The organism is Meiothermus cerbereus (genome assembly GCF_051297115.1).
In the GTDB taxonomy this organism is placed as follows: Bacteria; Deinococcota; Deinococci; order Deinococcales; family Thermaceae; genus Meiothermus; species Meiothermus cerbereus_A.
Window position 1 is genome coordinate 29,228 of record NZ_JBEVAL010000002.1, and the last position, 16,442, is coordinate 45,669.

Genomic DNA, 16,442 nt, shown 5'->3' on the forward strand with positions numbered 1-16,442 from the left:
TTTACAATGGATAAGTGCAGCAAAGGCGCCTGGAAAATACCAGGGCAGGTGGGGCCAACCTGCTACCGGGTTACCTTATTCTGCTGGGTAATCCCGAGTTGCAGCTTCGGCACCGCCTTCTGCGCCCACTCGAGCGCAAGACCGCGGGTTTGCTGGCTTACCTGACCTTAGAAGGCCCCACCAGCCGTTCCAAGCTGGCAGGCCTGCTATGGCCCGCCTCCTCCGAGTCCACCGCCCGCAACAACCTGGCCCAGGCCCTTAGGCGGCTCAAGCAGGCAGCCGAGGCCGAAGTGGTGTGGGGCGGCGATGTGCTCGAGCTACAGGGCTTGCAGGTAGATGTGGCCGAGTTTCAGGTGGCCCACTTTGCGGGCCGTCATCTGGAGGTGGTGGCTTACCAGGCGCAGCTCCTGGAGGGGCTCGACTACGACGACTGCCCCGAGTTCGAGGACTGGCTCTTGGTGCAGCGAGAGAAGCTGGCCGAGATGCGGTGGGCCTCCCTCTGGACCCTGACCCATGACCTCGAGCAGGCCGGGCAGTACCGCGAGGCGCTGGTTTACGCCGAAGCCCTGCTCGAATCGGACGCGCTCTCGGAGGCGGCCCACCGCCAGGTGATGCGGCTTTTGTATCTGCTGGGCGACCGCAGCGCGGCCCTGACCGCCTTTGAGCGCTGCCAGGCGATTCTTCTGCGGGAGATGGGGGTGGCGCCCCTGCCCCAGACCCAGGAGCTGCGCCAGCAGATTGAGCGGGGGGAGCTGCTGGTTCCGGCCATACCGGCGCAGCGCCCGGAAATCCCGCTGGCGGTGTTGCGCCCGCCCCGGCTCCTGGGGCGCGAGGCCGAGTGGGCCCAGATGGAAGCCGCCTGGGAAAAGGGGCAAGCCCTGCTGATTGCGGGTGCGCCGGGCGTGGGCAAAAGCCGATTGCTACAGGACTTTTTGCACAGCCGGGGCCCGGCGCTGCTGTTTGAAGGCCGCCCAGGCGACCAGGGCATTCCTTACGCTGCCTTTAGCCGCTTCTGCCGAAAGATTCTGGCGCAATTTTCCGGGCTTCTGCTGCCGGACTGGGTTCGGCAGGAGCTGGCCCGCCTGCTGCCCGAGCTGGGGCCGGCCCAGCCCCCCATCCAGTCCAGGGCCGAGAAGCTGCGCTTCTTTCAGGCCAGCGCCGAGCTGGTGCGCCTGGCGGTGGCAGAGGGGCTGGGGCAGTTGGCTGTGGACGATTTGCAGTTTGCCGATATGGCCAGCCTCGAGCTCCTGCACTTTGTGCTGAGCCCCTACTGGGGACAGCCCGGAGGGCTGCACACCGTGCTGGCCTTTCGTAGCAGCGAGCTGCCGGATTGGGCACAGGCGCTGTTGGAGCAGGCCATCCAGGGCGGGCAGGCCGTGCAGATCGGCCTGCAACCCCTGGACGCGCTGGCCGTGCAGGGGCTGCTGGCGAGCCTCGAGCTGCCCAGCCTGCAAGACGATGTGCCGGGCTGGGCTACGGCCCTCGTCCGCCACACCGGGGGCAACCCCTTTTTCCTGCTCGAGACCCTGCGCAGCCTGTGGGAGTCGGGGGGCCTGGGCCAGCCCAGACCGGGCCGCCTGCCGCTCTCGAGCAAAATCTCCACCCTGATCCAGGCCCGCCTCGAGCGCCTTTCCCCCGAGGCCCTGCGGCTGGTTCGCACGGCAGCGGTGGCCGGGCCCGACTTTTCCCCCGAGCTGGCCGCGGCGGCGCTACAGACCACGCCGCTGGCGCTTTTGCCGCCCTGGGCCGAGCTCGAGGCGGCCCAACTGCTGCGGGGCAACGCCTTTACCCACGACCTGCTCTACGAGGCCACCCGGAGCGGTGTTCCGGCCAGCATCAAGACCTACCTGCACCAGCAGACTGCGCGCTACCTGGAGAGTGTGCAGGCCGACCCGGCCCGCATCGCAAGCCACTGGCTCGAGGGCGAGCCCAGCCGGGCTATTCCTTTTTTAACCCGGGCCGCCAAGCGGGCTGAGGATTCTTATCAACTGGTCGAGGCCGCCCATTTCTATCAGCGTGCCGTTGAACTGGCTGAACACCAGGGGGAAAGCGAACAGGTCTTTGCTTTACTGGAAGCCCTCAGCGAGGTCATGAGCCGCTTCGATACCGGCTCGCAGCACGCAGCTTTGATCCAGCGGATGCTGGCCCTGGCCCATACCCCGGAGCAGCAAGGTCGGGCCTGGTTACGCGAGGCCATTCGCCTGGGGGAGCACGCCTACGGAGCCGAGGCCGAGCAGGCCGCGCGCAAGGGTTTGCACCACATCCAGGACATAGACCAACCCGAGTTGCGCATCCGGCTTCTGGATGCCCTGGCCCAGTCGCTTTTTGTGCAGCACAAAGCCACCGATTTGATCGCCGCCTTGCAACAACTCCGGGATATTCATCTGGCGCGGGGCAACGAGTTACAGGCCGCCATCTGCACCTCGCGCCTGGGCATTGCCTACGATCAGCTCGAGCGCCACCGCGAGGCCCTGGCCTACTACCAGACAGCCGGGCCCATCCTCGAGCGCTCCGAGAACCGCCTCATGCGGGTGGGTTTTCACCACAACCGCGGGGTCTGCCTGGCAGCGCTGGGCCTGGCCGAAGCGGCCCTGGAGGCCCAGCTCCAGGCGGGGCGTTTGCTGGAGGGGATGCAGGGGGTGGTGGGCCGCCTGGTGCACCACTGCAACAACCTGGCCCTGCGCTACCACGACCTCGAGCGCTACCGCGAAGCCCAGCAGGCCCTGGAGCAGGCCCTGCGCATCGTGCCGGAGGAGTGGGGCTGGACGCGGGCTTTTAGCGAGTACCAGATGGCCCGCCTGTGCGGGGTGTGGGGTGAGTGGGCGCTGGCCTCGGACTGGCTGGGCCGGGCCCTGGGCCAACCCGACCTGCCCCGGCGCGACGAGGCCACCTACCGGATTCTGGGGCTTTTGCTGGCACACCGGCGCGGAGAAGAGACTGGCCCCTGGATAAAGAAGCTGAACGAGCTGTTTGCCGGTGAGCAAAGCCAGGCCTATGGACGCTTTCTCCTGGCTCAATCCCGGGTGCTGCCCCCCAAGCAGGCCCTGAAGAGCTGCCAGGAGGCCCTAAAGCTGGCCCAGCAAAACGATTGGCCGGCCCTCCTCGCCGCCACCCACACCCTGTATGCCCAGGCCCTTCTGCAGGCCCGGCGCCCCCACGAGGCCCTGGGCCATACCCAGGCGGCCATGCAATTGTTGGAACACTACTGGCCTGCGGGCTGCTCGAGGCTCGAGGTGCTCTGGACCCACCACCGCGCCCAGGCGGCCCACCACCAAAGCGACAAGGCCCTGCTGCGGCAGGTGCTGGCCCACCTCTTGCAGATTACCGAAAACCAGGTGCCCCCCCAGCACCGGCAGAGCTTCTTGAGCCAGAATCCCCTGCCTCAGGGGGTGCTCGAGGCCGCTCGAGCGGCTGGAATTGCCACCTTTTAGCCCCTGTCATCCTCCAGTCATGCCGCACCCCCTACCCTGGGCTTGGCTAAACCTAGGAATGGTCAAGACGGGCTGAACCACACGCGGGGCCAGGTGGGACATAGGAGATCAAGATGAACAGACTCAGGTGGGGGATGGCATTGGTACTGATGGTTGCCCTGACCGCCTGCCCCGGCGAGGGGCCGGGCAGCATTAGGGGCACGGTTTCGCTGGGCTCGAGCATCACCGGGCAGCGGCTGGACTTTCAGGTGGGCAAACTGCGCCGCAGCGGAGCGCCGCGCTTTGTGCCGGGCGAGGTGCTGGTGGAGTTTCGCGGAGGGGTTAGCCTGCAATCGCTGGGTAGCCTGCGGCTTGCAGTGCAGGGCCGCCTGGTGGAGCTGCAGCAGGTGCGCCCCCTGGGGCTTGCCCACACCGCGCTCTACCGCGCCAGCCTGAGCGAGGCCGAGACCCCCGCTTTGCTCGAGGCCCTGCGCCGCCGCCCGGAGGTGGCCTCCGCCGACCTGAACTGGCTCGAGCAGCCCCTGGCTGTTCCCAACGATCAGCTCTACGGCTTGCAGTGGCACTACCCCGCCATCAACCTGCCCCAGGCCTGGGACCAGACCACCGGCAGCAACAGCGTGGTGGTGGCGGTGTTGGACACCGGGGTGCTTTACCGTGCGGGCAACCCGGCCCAGTCCCACCCCGACCAGGGCAACCGCCTGCTGCCGGGCTACGATATGGTCTCGCTCCTCGGCGGCCCCAACCCCTACGCCAATGCAGGCGATGGCAACGGGCGCGACCCCGACCCCTACGACCCTGGCGATGCCCGGAGCACCGGCTACCACGGCACCCACGTGGGGGGCACCATCGGGGCGGCCACCAACAACACCACCGGCGTGGCCGGCGTGGACTGGCAGGCCCGCCTCCTGCACGTGCGGGTAATTGGCCTGCTGGGGGCGACCATCGCCGACCAGATAGACGCCATCCTGTGGGCTGCGGGCCAGCCGGTACCGGGCGCGCCCACCAACCCCAACCCGGCCAGGGTCATCAACATGAGTCTGGGGGGCGAGAACCCCTGCACCACCGCCCGGCAAAACGCCATCAACCAGGTCACCGCCAATGGTGTGGTGGTGGTGGTGGCTGCGGGCAACGAGAACGACAATGCCTCGCTCTATAGCCCGGCCAGCTGCGCCAATGTCATTACCGTGGGGGCCACCGACTTTGCGGGCGCCAGGGCCCCCTACTCCAACTACGGCCCCCGCATCGATGTGATGGCCCCAGGGGGGGATGTGAGCAAGGATCTCAATAACGATGGCTATGCTGACGGTGTGCTGAGTCTTAGCCGCAACGACGTGAACGGCCAGTTCAATTATATGTTCGAGAACGGCACCTCGATGGCGGCCCCCCACGTGGCGGGGGTGGTGGCCCTGATGAAGGCCCTGAACCCCAGCCTGGGCACCGCCCAGGTTCTGCAAATCCTCAAGTCCACCGCCCGGCCCCTGAGCGCTACCCAGTGCGTCCGTCCCAGCGACAGCGAGTGCGGGGCCGGTCTGATTGATGCCAACGCGGCCCTGGCCGCGGTGCAGGGGGGCAGCACCGCGGGCTTCAGCCTCACCACCCCAAACACCAGCCTGAGTGTGCAGCCGGGCGGCAGCCTGAGCGTGCCCATCACCATCAGCCGCAGCGGGGGCTTTGCCGGCGCGGTAAGCCTGAGCCTCCTGGGCGCGCCCGCCGGGGTGAGCGGCAGCTTCAACCCGGCCAGCACCACCAATAGCAGCACCCTCGCCCTGAGCGTGTCCGGCACAGTTCCCGACGGAACCTACAGCCTGACCGTGCGGGGCATTTCGGGCAGCACCACCGCCACCTTGCCCCTGAGCCTCAGGGTGGGCGCTGGAACCAGCGCCAGCATCAAAGATACCTTTGTGGTGGCCTGCTTTCTGGTCGCGAGCGGTTGTGATGTAAGCAGGTCTAAGGTGGTTCAACTGACCCAGAGCAGTACCTCGGCCCCCTATACCATCCCCGACCTGACACCAGGTGACTATGTGGTGCTGGGCTGGAAAGACGTCAACAACGACGACTTGGTAAACCGGGGAGATTACCTGGGCGGGGTGGTGGATCGGAGCGGCGAACTGGTGGTGGTGCGTCCCGGTAACCTTCGGGCCGACTTTCAGCTCGAGGTGCTGACCGACGACCTGACGCGCCCGACGCCTGAGCAGCGCAGATGGCTTGAAAGCGTGCCCTCGAGGTAACCCTAGCGCTTCGGACAGGCCCCGCCAGGGGCCTGTTTTCTTCAGTCATGCTCCAGTCATGCCGCTTGCCCTACCTTGTCTGCATTACCCGGAAGGGTTGAGCAAGGAGGGACTCGTGCGAGGGATACGAAGGTTGGCTTTTGGGGTTTTGTTTGTGTTGGGCCTGTTGAACCCGATTGCACAGGCAGCCCCTGGCTACGTGGACGGAAACGATGTTCCAGTTTGGCAGATTTGCCCCATTACCAACATTAGCGCGATCGCCTCACAGAACAAAGTTGGCTTTTTTACTGATCCCAGCACGTCTTATCCCAAGACTGGTGATGTGGGCTATGTGCGGGCGGTGGGCTCCAACATAAGTCCGTGTACCAACGACACCATCGGTTTTGATTTTTTCCTTCCGGACGGGGCTACGCTGGCAATTGATAGTACCAACCGGGTGCGCTGCTATGCGATCAAGTTCACGACCCCCAACCAGGTGATTGAGTTTACCGATAATCCACCGGGTTTCCAGGGAGGCTGTTCGCAAACACCCTCTATCGGAACCAGCGGGGGCCTGTATTTTGGCTATGCAGTTGTTGCACCTGGCTGGCAGGTGGATATCCGTGTACCGGTGCGTTACAACAAACAACTGTTGGGACTCGCCGGCCCGACCACCCACCGCTTGACTGCGGTGGCTAAGACTGTCTGGGGCAGTGTTGCGCCGTTTGTTGCGGTGACGGTTTATTATCAGGCCAGCTTCCAGAACCTGCAAAGCAGCGGGGTTGGCGCAACCACAGCAACCCTTGGGGTGAATCTTTTTAGCTACTTCAAGGGCGGCCAGTTATATGTGGATTATGGAACCACCAATTCCTTTGGCTTGACCACCCCTCCGGCTAACGTGCCCAACAATGCCCTCAATTTTCCCAACGTCAGCACCAGCCTGACCGGCCTTACCCCCAACACCACCTATTTCTGGCGCTATCGCTTCGTTACCGATGCAGGAACCTTCAACAGTCCAACCCAGACCTTCACCACCTCGGCTGCTTCCACCTTTGCCCTCACGGTCAATAAGAATGGTACGGGTTCAGGAACCGTAACCAGCAGCCCAGCGGGTATCAACTGTGGGGCCACCTGTGCCGCCAGTTTCGCCCAGGGAACCACCGTAACGCTAACCGCAGCACCCGCGTCGGGCTCGGTTTTTGCAGGGTGGAGTGGGGGCGGTTGTAGCGGTACGGGCGTCTGCACGGTGACGATGAGCGCGGCCCAGAGCGTCACCGCAACCTTCAACACCGCGCCTGCCTCTACCTTCAGCCTTACCGTCAACAAAAGCGGCACCGGTAGCGGCACCATCAGCAGCAACCCCACTGGCATCAACTGCGGTGCGACCTGCTCTGCTGCGTTTAGCGCAGGCACTTCCATCACCCTCAGCGCCACAGCGGCCAGTGGTTCTACATTTGCTGGCTGGAGTGGGGGTGGTTGCAGCGGCACGGGCACCTGTTCACTGACCATGAACGCAGCGCAAAACGTGACCGCTACCTTCAATACCGCTCAGAGCTTCGGTACCCTCAACCTGCAAGTCTCGGGCCTTCCCAGCGGCAACAGCGCGACCCTCACCATCACCGGCCCGGATGGTTTCAATCAGCAGCGCACCATCCTGACCGGCACCGGCCAGTCGCTTTCCGATGTGGTAACTGGCAGCTACACCGTCACAGCCCCAAGTGTGGTGGTGAGTGGCACCACCTACAACCCCAATCCGGCCAGCCAAAACGTTGCCGTGACCACCGGCAGCGCTACCGCCAGCGTGAACTACACCCAGGCCCCTGCGGCCAGCTTCGCGCTCACTGTGAATAAAGGTGGCACCGGCAGCGGCACGGTTAGCAGCAGCCCAGCAGGCATCAACTGTGGGGTGACCTGCAGCGCTACCTTTAGCTCGGGGGCCAGCGTGATTCTGAGCCCGGTGGCCGATGCAGCTTCTACTTTCGCTGGCTGGAGTGGGGCCTGTACAGGTACAGGTACCTGCTCGGTTACGATGGACGCCGCCAAGACGGTCACGGCTACCTTTAACACCACACCGGCAGGAAGCCCAACCATTACCGCAGCCAAGCCCGCCAACGCCCCCACCGATGCCACCCGTAACAAGGGCCAGAGCAACGTCTTGATGCTGGCCTTTACCCTCAATCCCTCGCAGGCCACCCAGCTCCAAAACATCACCCTGCAAGCCAGCGGCAGCGGCAACGACAGCCTCGACCTCACCGCCATCAAGCTAATCCGTGATGCCAACGCCAACGGCCAGATGGACTCGAGCGAAACGCCCATCGCCACTGGCACCTTCAGCGCCGACAATGGTACCCTTACGTTCACCCTGTCTACCCCGCTTGCACTTAGCCCAGGCGCTAGCCAGTTCCTGGTGGCCGCCGATATTGCCAGCACGCTGGCGGCCCGTCCGGCGATGCAAAAAGCCCAGAGCCTCCCGGCGCTACCCACGCCGCTGCTGCTGACCTTGCTGCCCCTGATGTTGCTGGGCGCATGGCGCATGCGCTCGTTGCGGGCGGGCTTTCTGGCTTTAGCCCTGGCCCTGACCCTGGCGGCTTGCGGTGTGGGTGGCCCAAACACCACCCCGGTTAACAAGACCTACCAGATCAACCTGACCGCACTGAGCGCTCAAGGAAGCCCCACCGTGAGCGGTCTGCCCATTACCGGCGCGATCATCACGGTGCAGAAGTAGAACCTCGGGGTGTTGGTGGAGTGCCTCCTCCTGCCGACACCCACCCCATTTACCCACATTGGGCTGCCCACAACCACCAAGGTAAGGATGCCATGACCCTGAAACCCAGCCAGATTTACGTGGTTCGCATTTGGTACGAGCCCAGCCCCGAGGGAGCGGTCTGGCGGGCCTCGGTGAGCCAGGGAGAAGAGCGCCACTACTTTGCCGATGTAAGCAGCCTGACGACCTTTTTGAAGCAGGAGATTGAGGCAGAGCAGGAGGAAGCACCGGAGTAAGGGGGTATCCCAGGCTCCCGACTCCGGGCCAAGGGAGGTAACGATGAACAAAACCGTGATGGGACTACTGGCAGGGCTGTTTCTGACGGCGTGTGGAGGGGGTGGAAACGAGGGCAGTCCGCCCGGCGGCAGCAACCCGCCCACCGGTAGCTTTCCTGCCGAACTGAGCGGTGTCTGGCAGGACACCCTGGCCAGCGGGGGGGAGTTTACCAACCTCTACACCGGGGTGACCTTCAACATGACCCAGGGCTACTCGGCCCAGCTCAAGGTCAAGCCCAACGGCGAGTTCTACTTTGCCCACTACTCCCAGGGCGTATCGTCTACCTGCGCGCTGGTCAGCTTTTTCGACCAGATGGTGGGGCAGGCCGAGTTTACCGGAAGCAGACTTGTGTTGCGGCCCCGCGAGCGGCGGCTGGACGTGCAAAACTGCGCCAACTCGGGCTCGCTGAACCTGGCCATAAGCCCGGTGAGCTTCGATGCCTCGGTGGCGGAGTACGAGACCTTCCTGGACACCACTGTGCAGATGGTACTCTCTGGTGGCCCCTATCCCCTCAAGTTCAAGCTCCTGAACCCTACCCTACCGGCCAACCCGCCCCAGCCCCCCCAGCCCCAAGACTTCCAGCTTGGCACCGCTGGGCCTTATGACGAGATGCTGGGGCTGTGGGGTTACCGGGATACCAACTTCTACAACCCGCAGACCGGGGCCTACCAGTTTCCCGAGGGCACCGGCCATCACCGCTTCCTCCGCTGGCTGCCAGGCGGCTACGAGATGGGCTTGGCCTATGTCCGGGTCAACCTCGAGGGGGTCTGCAAAAAAGACCTGATCTACTTCGAAAAGGGCAACGCCCTGTTCAAGATCACCAACCAGCGCGGCTCAGACACTTACCAGGGGGACGTGCGCCTCGAGGCTACCCAGGCCCGGCTGATTGTGCGTATCCGTGAGTGTGGTGCGGAGAATGGCGTGCAGGAGCACACCCTCAAGCCCCTCACCGGCTACCACCGCTGGAGCTATACCTTGCCGGCGGGTGGGGAGGACTTCATGCTGGGCTGCCACTACCCCGGCCACGCCTGGGGCCCCTACATTTGCTACACGAGCGGGCAGGGGCCCTGGTACAACCTCGAGCGGCGCTGAGGAAAGGGGACTTTTATGAACTACAAGATTGCGATCGCAGGGGTCTTGATGCTTTTTCTGGCAGCTTGTGGCGGGCAGGGCGAACCCGGCGGGGGTAACGGTGGCAACCGAGGTGATGAAGTTTTCAACTCCAATGACCCGCTGCCCAATGCTAGCACTAAACCCGGCAAGCCCATCAGCAACCATGTGGCTCAGCCTAACAGCGCTATCGGCCCAGCCGGAGGCAGCTTCAGCAGTGAGGATGGCCTGCTGACCCTGACAGTGCCGCAAGGAGCCGTCGCCGACCTCACCCGGTTTGGCATCCAGCTGATCTCCAATGCTGTGCCCGGTGGGGTGGGGCTGACCTACCGCGTGACCGCCAAGGAGTGGGTCGGCAACCCCGACAAGGATGTGCCACTGCTAAAGCCCCTCGAGCTCTCCCTTGAGCTGCGCCCCGAGCAGCTCGAGGGCATCGCTCCCGAAGACCTTCTGATGGCCCACCAGGGCAACGATGGGCGCTGGCAGGTTAGCGTTCCACAGACCCAAGCCGCTTCTGCCAGGGCTGCTCAAAATGCGGGGGTGAGGCTCAAGGCCCAGGTCAGGAGGCCGGGAGACTATGCCGCGACCGTTCGCTACAAAATCTACCCGAAGCAGCAGTCGGTGCGGGTGGGCGCGCGACTCACCCTGACGGCCCTAAAAATCAGCCCCGCAGCTTTGGATGCGGGCTCTGGGTACAACCTGGCAGAGATTACTGCGGTTCCTGCTACCGCCTGGGCGGTGCAGGGAGTTCCGGGGGGCAGCGACGCGCTGGGGCGTTTGCTTGATGAGGGCAAGCCCAGCGCCAGGGTCTACCTGGCTCCCAAAAGCCTGCCCAGACCCAACCCAGTGCGTGTCACTGCACAAATTGCTGACAGAGGACGCACGGTGACGGTGGCCTCCTCAATAAAGGTAGTTGATAGCGAGGGTTGGATGGAGTTTCAGACCGTCGTGATCGCTAGTCGCACCTTTCGCGATGGCGGGCAACTTTCAGTGGATGCTTTTGCCGAAAACGCCCTCGACGTGACAAACACCCAGGCCATAGGAAAAGACATAGGTGCTGTTTTTTACGCGAAGCCAAGACCCGGTGGCTTTGCGCGGGCCAGGGTAACGTATCGCCTGAACCTGGTGGAAGATTGTGTTTGTGCCCCAAATGAGGGAACGATTCGCCGCACCATCGATTACAGCTTCATTGCGGGCGGGGAGCCCCGGGTGGCGCCACCGGGTGAAAGTTTTGCTGTTGCCGAGATGGGTTCGGGCAAAACCTATAAACTTACCCTTCCACTTTTCAACCTCGAGCTGGATGGGGAATACACCTACCGCTTCAAAGAAGATTACCCGTGCGGCGACCGCCCGCCTCGGCCTGAGCAAGACGTTAGGGGGACGGACACATTTACCTTCAGCACCTTAACAGAGCAACTGGAGGGCCTTGTGGAATCCGTAGGGCTCACGGGCACCCTGCGTTTGAGGGGTACAGGAACCCTCAGGAGCCAGGCGACGTTGCCTAAGAAAGCCCTGGCTTTTGCCGATGAACCTGGGGTCACGATAGCCACATGGTTCCTTATGTACGACGTCCTGGAAGGTCGGCTCCAACAACAGACACCTGCCCAAGCCCAGCGCTGGCCGTTAGGGCAAAGCCCAAGGCCAAAGCCTGTGGGGTTAGTAGACGCAGCCGAGCCTCAGCGTGAACCCAGAATGCTGTTAAAAGCCAGCTCCCGCTTGGCTGGTTGCCAGGGCTCCCAAGCCCCCATCGTGCGCCGCAGCGGTTCGGCGCCGGGTAACTAGGCATAGGGGGGAACCTATGAAAGTTCTCGCCGCCCTGATGCTGGTCTTTATCGTGGTCCTGGCTATTCTCGCCTCTGGGCGCAGGCGCATGTTTTCGAGTTTCCCAGCGGTAAGAATGAGCATCAAACAGCCCTTTTTTTGATCGGGATCGAACCATTCTCTCCAAAGACCGCTCTAGCAAACCGAGTCGGTGGGTTTGGGGTTCGACAGCCCAAACCAGGGGCGCAGCAGCAGCCCAGCCCCGGTGCCCAGCAAGGCCATGACCAGCCAGACCCAGCCGTGCAGGCTGAAGGAGGCCACCCCGCCGATGTAGGCGCCGATGTTGCAGCCGTAGGCCAGCCGGGCCCCATAGCCCATCAGGAGCCCACCCACCACCGCGGCCAGAAGGGTTTTCCAGCCCAGGCGGGGGTTTTTGCCGAACACCCCGGCGGCGGCGGCGCTCAATAGCGCGCCCAGCAGGATGCCCAGGTTGGTCAGGGCGGTGGGGTGGCCCAGGGGCGAGAGCCCCAGGGGCGACTGGCCGTTCCAGAACCCCCAAAACGTCGGCTGGGCCAGGCCCAGGGCTTCCACGGCCTGCGAACCCCACAGGGTCAGGCTGTAGGTAACGCCCCAGGGGCGGCCGCTTACGTAGAGCACCGCCGCGTTGAGCACGGCCAGCACCAAAGCAGCCACCCACAGCGGCCAGGTGCCGCGCAGCACTCGAGCCCAGCCCTTAGGCCCCTGGGGCTGGAAAAGCGGCGGGGGCTGCCGCTTGCGGATGACCCACTCGGCCAAAAGAGCCAATCCCCCCACCAGTGCAAGCGTCAGGGCCAGCGCCCCCCACAACCCCAAGCGCTCGGCCAGCGAGATGGGCGGCAGGCTGCCTACAGCCCCTGGCCCTGAAGTCCAGAACTCGAGGTTCCAGGCCCCCAGCACCGAGCCCCCCATAAAGCTCACCAGGGTGAGCAGGCCCAGCAGGCTGCCGCCCCCGGTGGCGTACAGCGTGCCCGAGGCGCAGCCCCCGGCCAGTTGCATCCCTACCCCAAACAAAAAAGCCCCTAGCAAGAGCCCCGGCCCAATGGGGGCCAGGTATCCCGCGAGCGGCTGGCCGCCCAGACCCTGGCCCAGGGCAAACAAAAGGGCAAACAGGGTGGCGGTAACGGCCAGAAGCAGCATGTGGGCCTGCAAGGCCCGCCCCTGCCCCACGCTCAGAAGCTGACGGAAGGCTGAGCTGAAGCCGAACCGGGCGTGAAACAGGCTAAAGCCCAGCCCCACCCCCAGCAAAAGCAGCAGGCCCTGGGATGTGGGCAACTGCACATAGAGCCAGGCTGCCCCCAAAAACCCCAGCCCCAGCAGGCCGTACTGGGGCCGGATGGTCTGCTGGGGCAGAACCGGTGTAGCCTGTGTACTCTTGCGTGAAAGCGACATCTGTCCTCCCTACTGGCTGGGTATCCCCAGCCGATGCAGGCCAGGTTATCAAAGATGACAACTTTTGTAAACTATTTGGTTGCCAAATGAAAATACCCATCTGATTTGCGCCCCACCTGAAGCATCCCGCTTGGGGTGGGTCAAAACATCCTGGTTTTTTCGGGCTGTTGCTACCAGTGTCAGGTGGGAGTCCCAGAAGGAGAACAAATCAAAGACATTTCTTATGCTTTGTTGGGCAACAAACAGGCTCAGGGGTAGTGGGGCGAAGGTCTTTCGGAATGGGGTGTTATCAGGGTGGTCGATGGTCGGGTTAAGAGGCTCAGGCGCCCGCTCGCCAGGCCGCACCTGAACACGCCGGGCCGTGGGTTCGCGGGGGGCGCCTCGATCCTCAGGGTTGCTTTTTATGGGCCTCTAAGAAAGCCCAGAGGGTGTTTTCCATGTCCTCGATGGCCTTTTTGCTGCCCAGCACCAGAAGCGGTGCGGCGTTGCCGTCGTAGAGGTAGAGCACCCGGATGGGAAACAGAAGATACGAGACGAAGGCGACGAGGGCCAGGGCAAGCGCGCCATACTCCAGCAGCGCGGGATTTATTTTCAACAGCTGGGGAATGTTGAGCCAGCCTAGCCAGCGCAAGCCCAGGCTAGAGAGCCCCACAAATAATCCCACAAACGCCACTGCCATCAGCCAGTCGCGCATCTGATAAGAAAGCTCGAGGCGCGTGACCAGCGGAAGGTGGATGCGGATCGAGACCGTGCCGTTTTTAAAGCACAACCAGCCGGTCTCGATGGAGGCTTCGCGAAAACGTGAACCGCTGGCCGAGTAGCGATGAGGCAAGGTGATTTTCTGCATGAGACCTCCTGTTGGCAAACCCGCCCTTTTGAGCCCGTGGGCGATGGAGACAGGCCCATTTTTGCATGAGAACCAAGTTTTTGCGTAGAGCAGGCAAATGGGCATTCCTGCGCAAACCACTGAAGCAGGCTGGGCTACAATTTTTGTATGCTCAGGCCATTCCGGAGCTTTTTTGCAGGCCGCCCGGTGGCGCAGGTGGTGGTGCTCTTGACCGCCCTCAACCTGTTCACGGTGCTGGCCTTTACCCTGCTGGTGCCAGCCCGCCCGCTCGAGGTGCCCACCTTGCTGCCCTGGCAAGACCCCACCCAGACGGCCTGGCGCATTGGCGCAGCGGTGGCCGTGCTGGGGGTGGTGGTGTGGGCGGTGCGGCCAGGGCAGCGCCGGGCCTGGGAGTTTGCCTTCCTGATCCTTATTGGGGTGGGGGTGGTGGCCTGGCTTAGCCAGAACTACCTTCCTTTTCTGGCCCTGGGCCTGGTTCCGGTGGTGGCCCGCTACTGGTTGCCGCTGTGGGTGGTGCTCCTAATCGTGCTGGGGTTGGGCGCTTTGTCGCTCTGGTGGGCCCAGCAGGAGCCCTTGCAGATTACCTTTGAAATCGTCTTGAGCCAGGGGCCGCAGGGAACCACCTCCTGGGGTGCCCTGCCCACCCCTGCCGAGTACCCCAACCTGAGCCTGGCCTTTTTTATCTTCATCGCCTTTTTGTACTCGGGGTATGCCCTGTTTACCCTCGAGCTCCTGGTACGGGAGACCAAAGCGCGGGAGGAACTCGAGCGCACCCGCCGTGAGCTCGAGCAGGCCTCGCGCCAGGCTGGCATCCTGGAGGAGCGCCAGCGCCTGGCCCGCGAGATTCACGACACCCTGGCCCAGGGCTTTGCCAGCATTGTGGTGCAGCTCGAGGCCGCCGAGATGGCCTCGGAAAACGAGACTTCGGCCACGCACTACCTGGAACAGGCCCGCAACGCAGCCCGCGAGGGATTATCGGAGGCCCGCCGGATGGTCTGGGCTTTGCGACCCGAAATTCTCGAGAACACCTCACTGCCCGAAGCCTTGCAGCGGCTGATGAGGCGCTGGCAGCAGGAGAGTGGGGTCAGCGCACAGTTCACCCTGACCGGCGAGCCCCGCCCGCTGCACCCGGAGCTCGAGGTGGGTCTGCTGCGCATTGCCCAGGAGGCCCTGGCCAATGTGCGCAAACACTCCAAGGCCCGCCACGCCACCCTCACCCTTTCCTACCTGGGCGACATGGTGCTGATGGACGTGCAAGACGACGGGGTGGGCCTGCAACCGTCTACTTCGGGTGGTTTTGGCCTGCGCTCAATGCGCGAGCGGGTAGAGGCCCTGGGAGGCCGGATGACCGTGGAGAGTGAGCCTGGGCTGGGCACCACCCTGGCCTTTAGCCTGCCCCTGTACGGGACTCCCTCCAGAACAGAGGAGAGATCGCTATGACTGCCCCAACCCCTATTCGGATTCTTCTGGTAGACGACCACCCCGTGGTACGGGCCGGCCTTTCGGGGCTGCTTTCTTCCCAGCCCGACTTTGTGGTGGTCGGTGAAGCTTCCAATGGTTTGGAGGCCCTGAGCGTGCTCGAGCAGGTCGGGGCCGATGTGGTGCTGATGGACCTGCGTATGCCCCAGATGGACGGGGTAACCGCCATCCGGCAGGTGCGGGCCCGCTTCCCCAAAGTTCAGGTGCTGGTGCTGACCACCTACGACACCGACTCCGAAATCGTGCGTGCGGTGGAGGCGGGCGCTACCGGCTACTTGCTCAAGGATGTCCCGCGTGAGGAGCTTTTCCGCGCCGTGCGGCTGTGTGCCAAAGGTGAAGCGGTGCTCTCGCCCCCGGTAGCCGCCCGTCTGTTGGGCCGGATGCGCGGCCCCAGCGAAGAAACCTTGTCGGTGCGTGAGCTCGAGGTGCTGGCCCTGGTAGCCAAAGGCTTTTCCAACAAAGAAATTGCCCGCAAGCTAAAAATTAGTGAGGCCACCGTCAAAACCCACCTGCTGCACACCTTCGAAAAGCTGGGGGTAGACGACCGCACCGCGGCCGTAACGGTAGCGCTGGAGAGAGGTATTCTGCGGCTGTAGGGCTGAACCGAACCGCTCCAGCATAGCTAAAAACTGCTCTAGCTCTTCACAGATGTTGCCGCCCATCCGGGAGGTGGCTGTGCTGTGCAGGTCTGGGCATTCGCGGGAACCGCTCTCACAACCCTTCTACCGCTTCGACTTCCAGAGCCCGAATGGCCTCGCGCAGGCTATCGGGGATGCGGGCTGGTTTGCCGTCCTCGAGCCAGACCACCACCACCTTGATGCGGGCCGCCAGTTCACCGCTGGCCCAGGTCTCGCTATAGGTGCGGAAGCTCGAGTTGCCCACCTTTTCGACCCGGATGGCAATTTCTACCGTGCCATCAAACAGGATGGGCCGGACGTAATCTACCTCGGCCCTGGCCATTACAAAGTTTCCGCCATCAATGGCGGCACCTGTCCGACCCAGGTAATGGCCCCGGGCCACTTCGTCGTAGGTCAGGTAAACTGCGTTGTTGACGTGCTTTAGGGTGTCAAGGTCGCTAAAACGCACCTGGATGGGAACGCGCACCGGAAACTGCATACCCAGGATTTTATCGCGCTTCT

12 protein-coding genes are annotated in these 16,442 nt (G+C 63.6%); 9 read left to right on the top strand and 3 right to left on the bottom strand.

The annotated features are described in order from the left end of the window. Positions 1–14 precede the first annotated feature (14 nt). The 7 genes from ABWU19_RS00805 (at position 15) to ABWU19_RS00835 (ending at position 11,712) form a co-directional block, all read left to right on the top strand. Positions 15–3,431 (top strand): ATP-binding protein, encoded by a 3,417-nt coding sequence (locus ABWU19_RS00805; protein ID WP_435899899.1) that lies wholly within the window; start codon positions 15–17, stop codon positions 3,429–3,431. A gap of 113 nt (positions 3,432–3,544) precedes the next feature. Beyond that, positions 3,545–5,659: a S8 family serine peptidase gene (locus tag ABWU19_RS00810; RefSeq protein ID WP_435899900.1), complete on the top strand. Its 2,115-nt coding sequence runs from the start codon at positions 3,545–3,547 to the stop codon at positions 5,657–5,659. 115 nt (positions 5,660–5,774) lie between these two features. After that, positions 5,775–8,363 (top strand): InlB B-repeat-containing protein, encoded by a 2,589-nt coding sequence (locus tag ABWU19_RS00815; RefSeq protein WP_435899901.1) that lies wholly within the window; start codon positions 5,775–5,777, stop codon positions 8,361–8,363. Between the two features lie 92 nt (positions 8,364–8,455). Further along, positions 8,456–8,638: a hypothetical protein gene (locus ABWU19_RS00820; RefSeq protein ID WP_435899902.1), complete on the top strand. Its 183-nt coding sequence runs from the start codon at positions 8,456–8,458 to the stop codon at positions 8,636–8,638. A gap of 43 nt (positions 8,639–8,681) precedes the next feature. After that, entirely contained in the window at positions 8,682–9,770 is a 1,089-nt protein-coding gene (locus ABWU19_RS00825; protein WP_435899903.1) for a hypothetical protein, read from the top strand. A gap of 15 nt (positions 9,771–9,785) precedes the next feature. Beyond that, entirely contained in the window at positions 9,786–11,570 is a 1,785-nt protein-coding gene (locus ABWU19_RS00830; RefSeq protein ID WP_435899904.1) for a hypothetical protein, read from the top strand. Positions 11,571–11,586: 16 nt separating this feature from the next. Further along, positions 11,587–11,712: a hypothetical protein gene (locus tag ABWU19_RS00835; RefSeq protein WP_435899905.1), complete on the top strand. Its 126-nt coding sequence runs from the start codon at positions 11,587–11,589 to the stop codon at positions 11,710–11,712. A gap of 32 nt (positions 11,713–11,744) precedes the next feature. On the opposite strand, the gene ABWU19_RS00840 is transcribed toward ABWU19_RS00835, so the two are convergent. Continuing rightward, a complete protein-coding gene (locus ABWU19_RS00840; RefSeq protein WP_435899906.1) occupies positions 11,745–12,977 on the bottom strand; it encodes a YeeE/YedE family protein in 1,233 nt (410 codons plus the stop codon). 388 nt (positions 12,978–13,365) lie between these two features. Next, positions 13,366–13,824 (bottom strand): hypothetical protein, encoded by a 459-nt coding sequence (locus ABWU19_RS00845; protein WP_435899907.1) that lies wholly within the window; start codon positions 13,822–13,824, stop codon positions 13,366–13,368. A 147-nt stretch (positions 13,825–13,971) separates the two neighbouring features. Here ABWU19_RS00845 and ABWU19_RS00850 point away from each other — a divergent pair, with 147 nt between their 5' ends. Together ABWU19_RS00850 and ABWU19_RS00855 are read left to right on the top strand one after the other, a co-directional pair. After that, positions 13,972–15,264, top strand: a complete 1,293-nt coding sequence (locus tag ABWU19_RS00850) for a sensor histidine kinase (RefSeq protein WP_435899908.1) — start codon at positions 13,972–13,974, stop codon at positions 15,262–15,264. Continuing rightward, entirely contained in the window at positions 15,261–15,899 is a 639-nt protein-coding gene (locus ABWU19_RS00855) for a response regulator (protein WP_435899909.1), read from the top strand. The genes ABWU19_RS00850 and ABWU19_RS00855 overlap by 4 nt, the downstream gene beginning before the upstream one ends. Positions 15,900–16,014: 115 nt before the next feature. Here the strand turns inward: ABWU19_RS00855 and ABWU19_RS00860 are convergent, their stop codons facing one another. Beyond that, positions 16,015–16,419 (bottom strand): acyl-CoA thioesterase, encoded by a 405-nt coding sequence (locus tag ABWU19_RS00860; RefSeq protein WP_435899910.1) that lies wholly within the window; start codon positions 16,417–16,419, stop codon positions 16,015–16,017. Between the last annotated feature and the right edge of the window lie 23 nt (positions 16,420–16,442).

Coding starts and splice junctions, on each gene's coding strand:
- ABWU19_RS00810 (WP_435899900.1), top strand. CDS start 3,545: ATGAACAGACTCAGGTGGGGGATGGCATTGGTACTGATGGTTGCCCTG.
- ABWU19_RS00820 (WP_435899902.1), top strand. CDS start 8,456: ATGACCCTGAAACCCAGCCAGATTTACGTGGTTCGCATTTGGTACGAG.
- ABWU19_RS00825 (WP_435899903.1), top strand. CDS start 8,682: ATGAACAAAACCGTGATGGGACTACTGGCAGGGCTGTTTCTGACGGCG.
- ABWU19_RS00830 (WP_435899904.1), top strand. CDS start 9,786: ATGAACTACAAGATTGCGATCGCAGGGGTCTTGATGCTTTTTCTGGCA.
- ABWU19_RS00835 (WP_435899905.1), top strand. CDS start 11,587: ATGAAAGTTCTCGCCGCCCTGATGCTGGTCTTTATCGTGGTCCTGGCT.
- ABWU19_RS00840 (WP_435899906.1), bottom strand. CDS start 12,977: ATGTCGCTTTCACGCAAGAGTACACAGGCTACACCGGTTCTGCCCCAG.
- ABWU19_RS00845 (WP_435899907.1), bottom strand. CDS start 13,824: ATGCAGAAAATCACCTTGCCTCATCGCTACTCGGCCAGCGGTTCACGT.
- ABWU19_RS00850 (WP_435899908.1), top strand. CDS start 13,972: ATGCTCAGGCCATTCCGGAGCTTTTTTGCAGGCCGCCCGGTGGCGCAG.
- ABWU19_RS00855 (WP_435899909.1), top strand. CDS start 15,261: ATGACTGCCCCAACCCCTATTCGGATTCTTCTGGTAGACGACCACCCC.
- ABWU19_RS00860 (WP_435899910.1), bottom strand. CDS start 16,419: ATGCAGTTTCCGGTGCGCGTTCCCATCCAGGTGCGTTTTAGCGACCTT.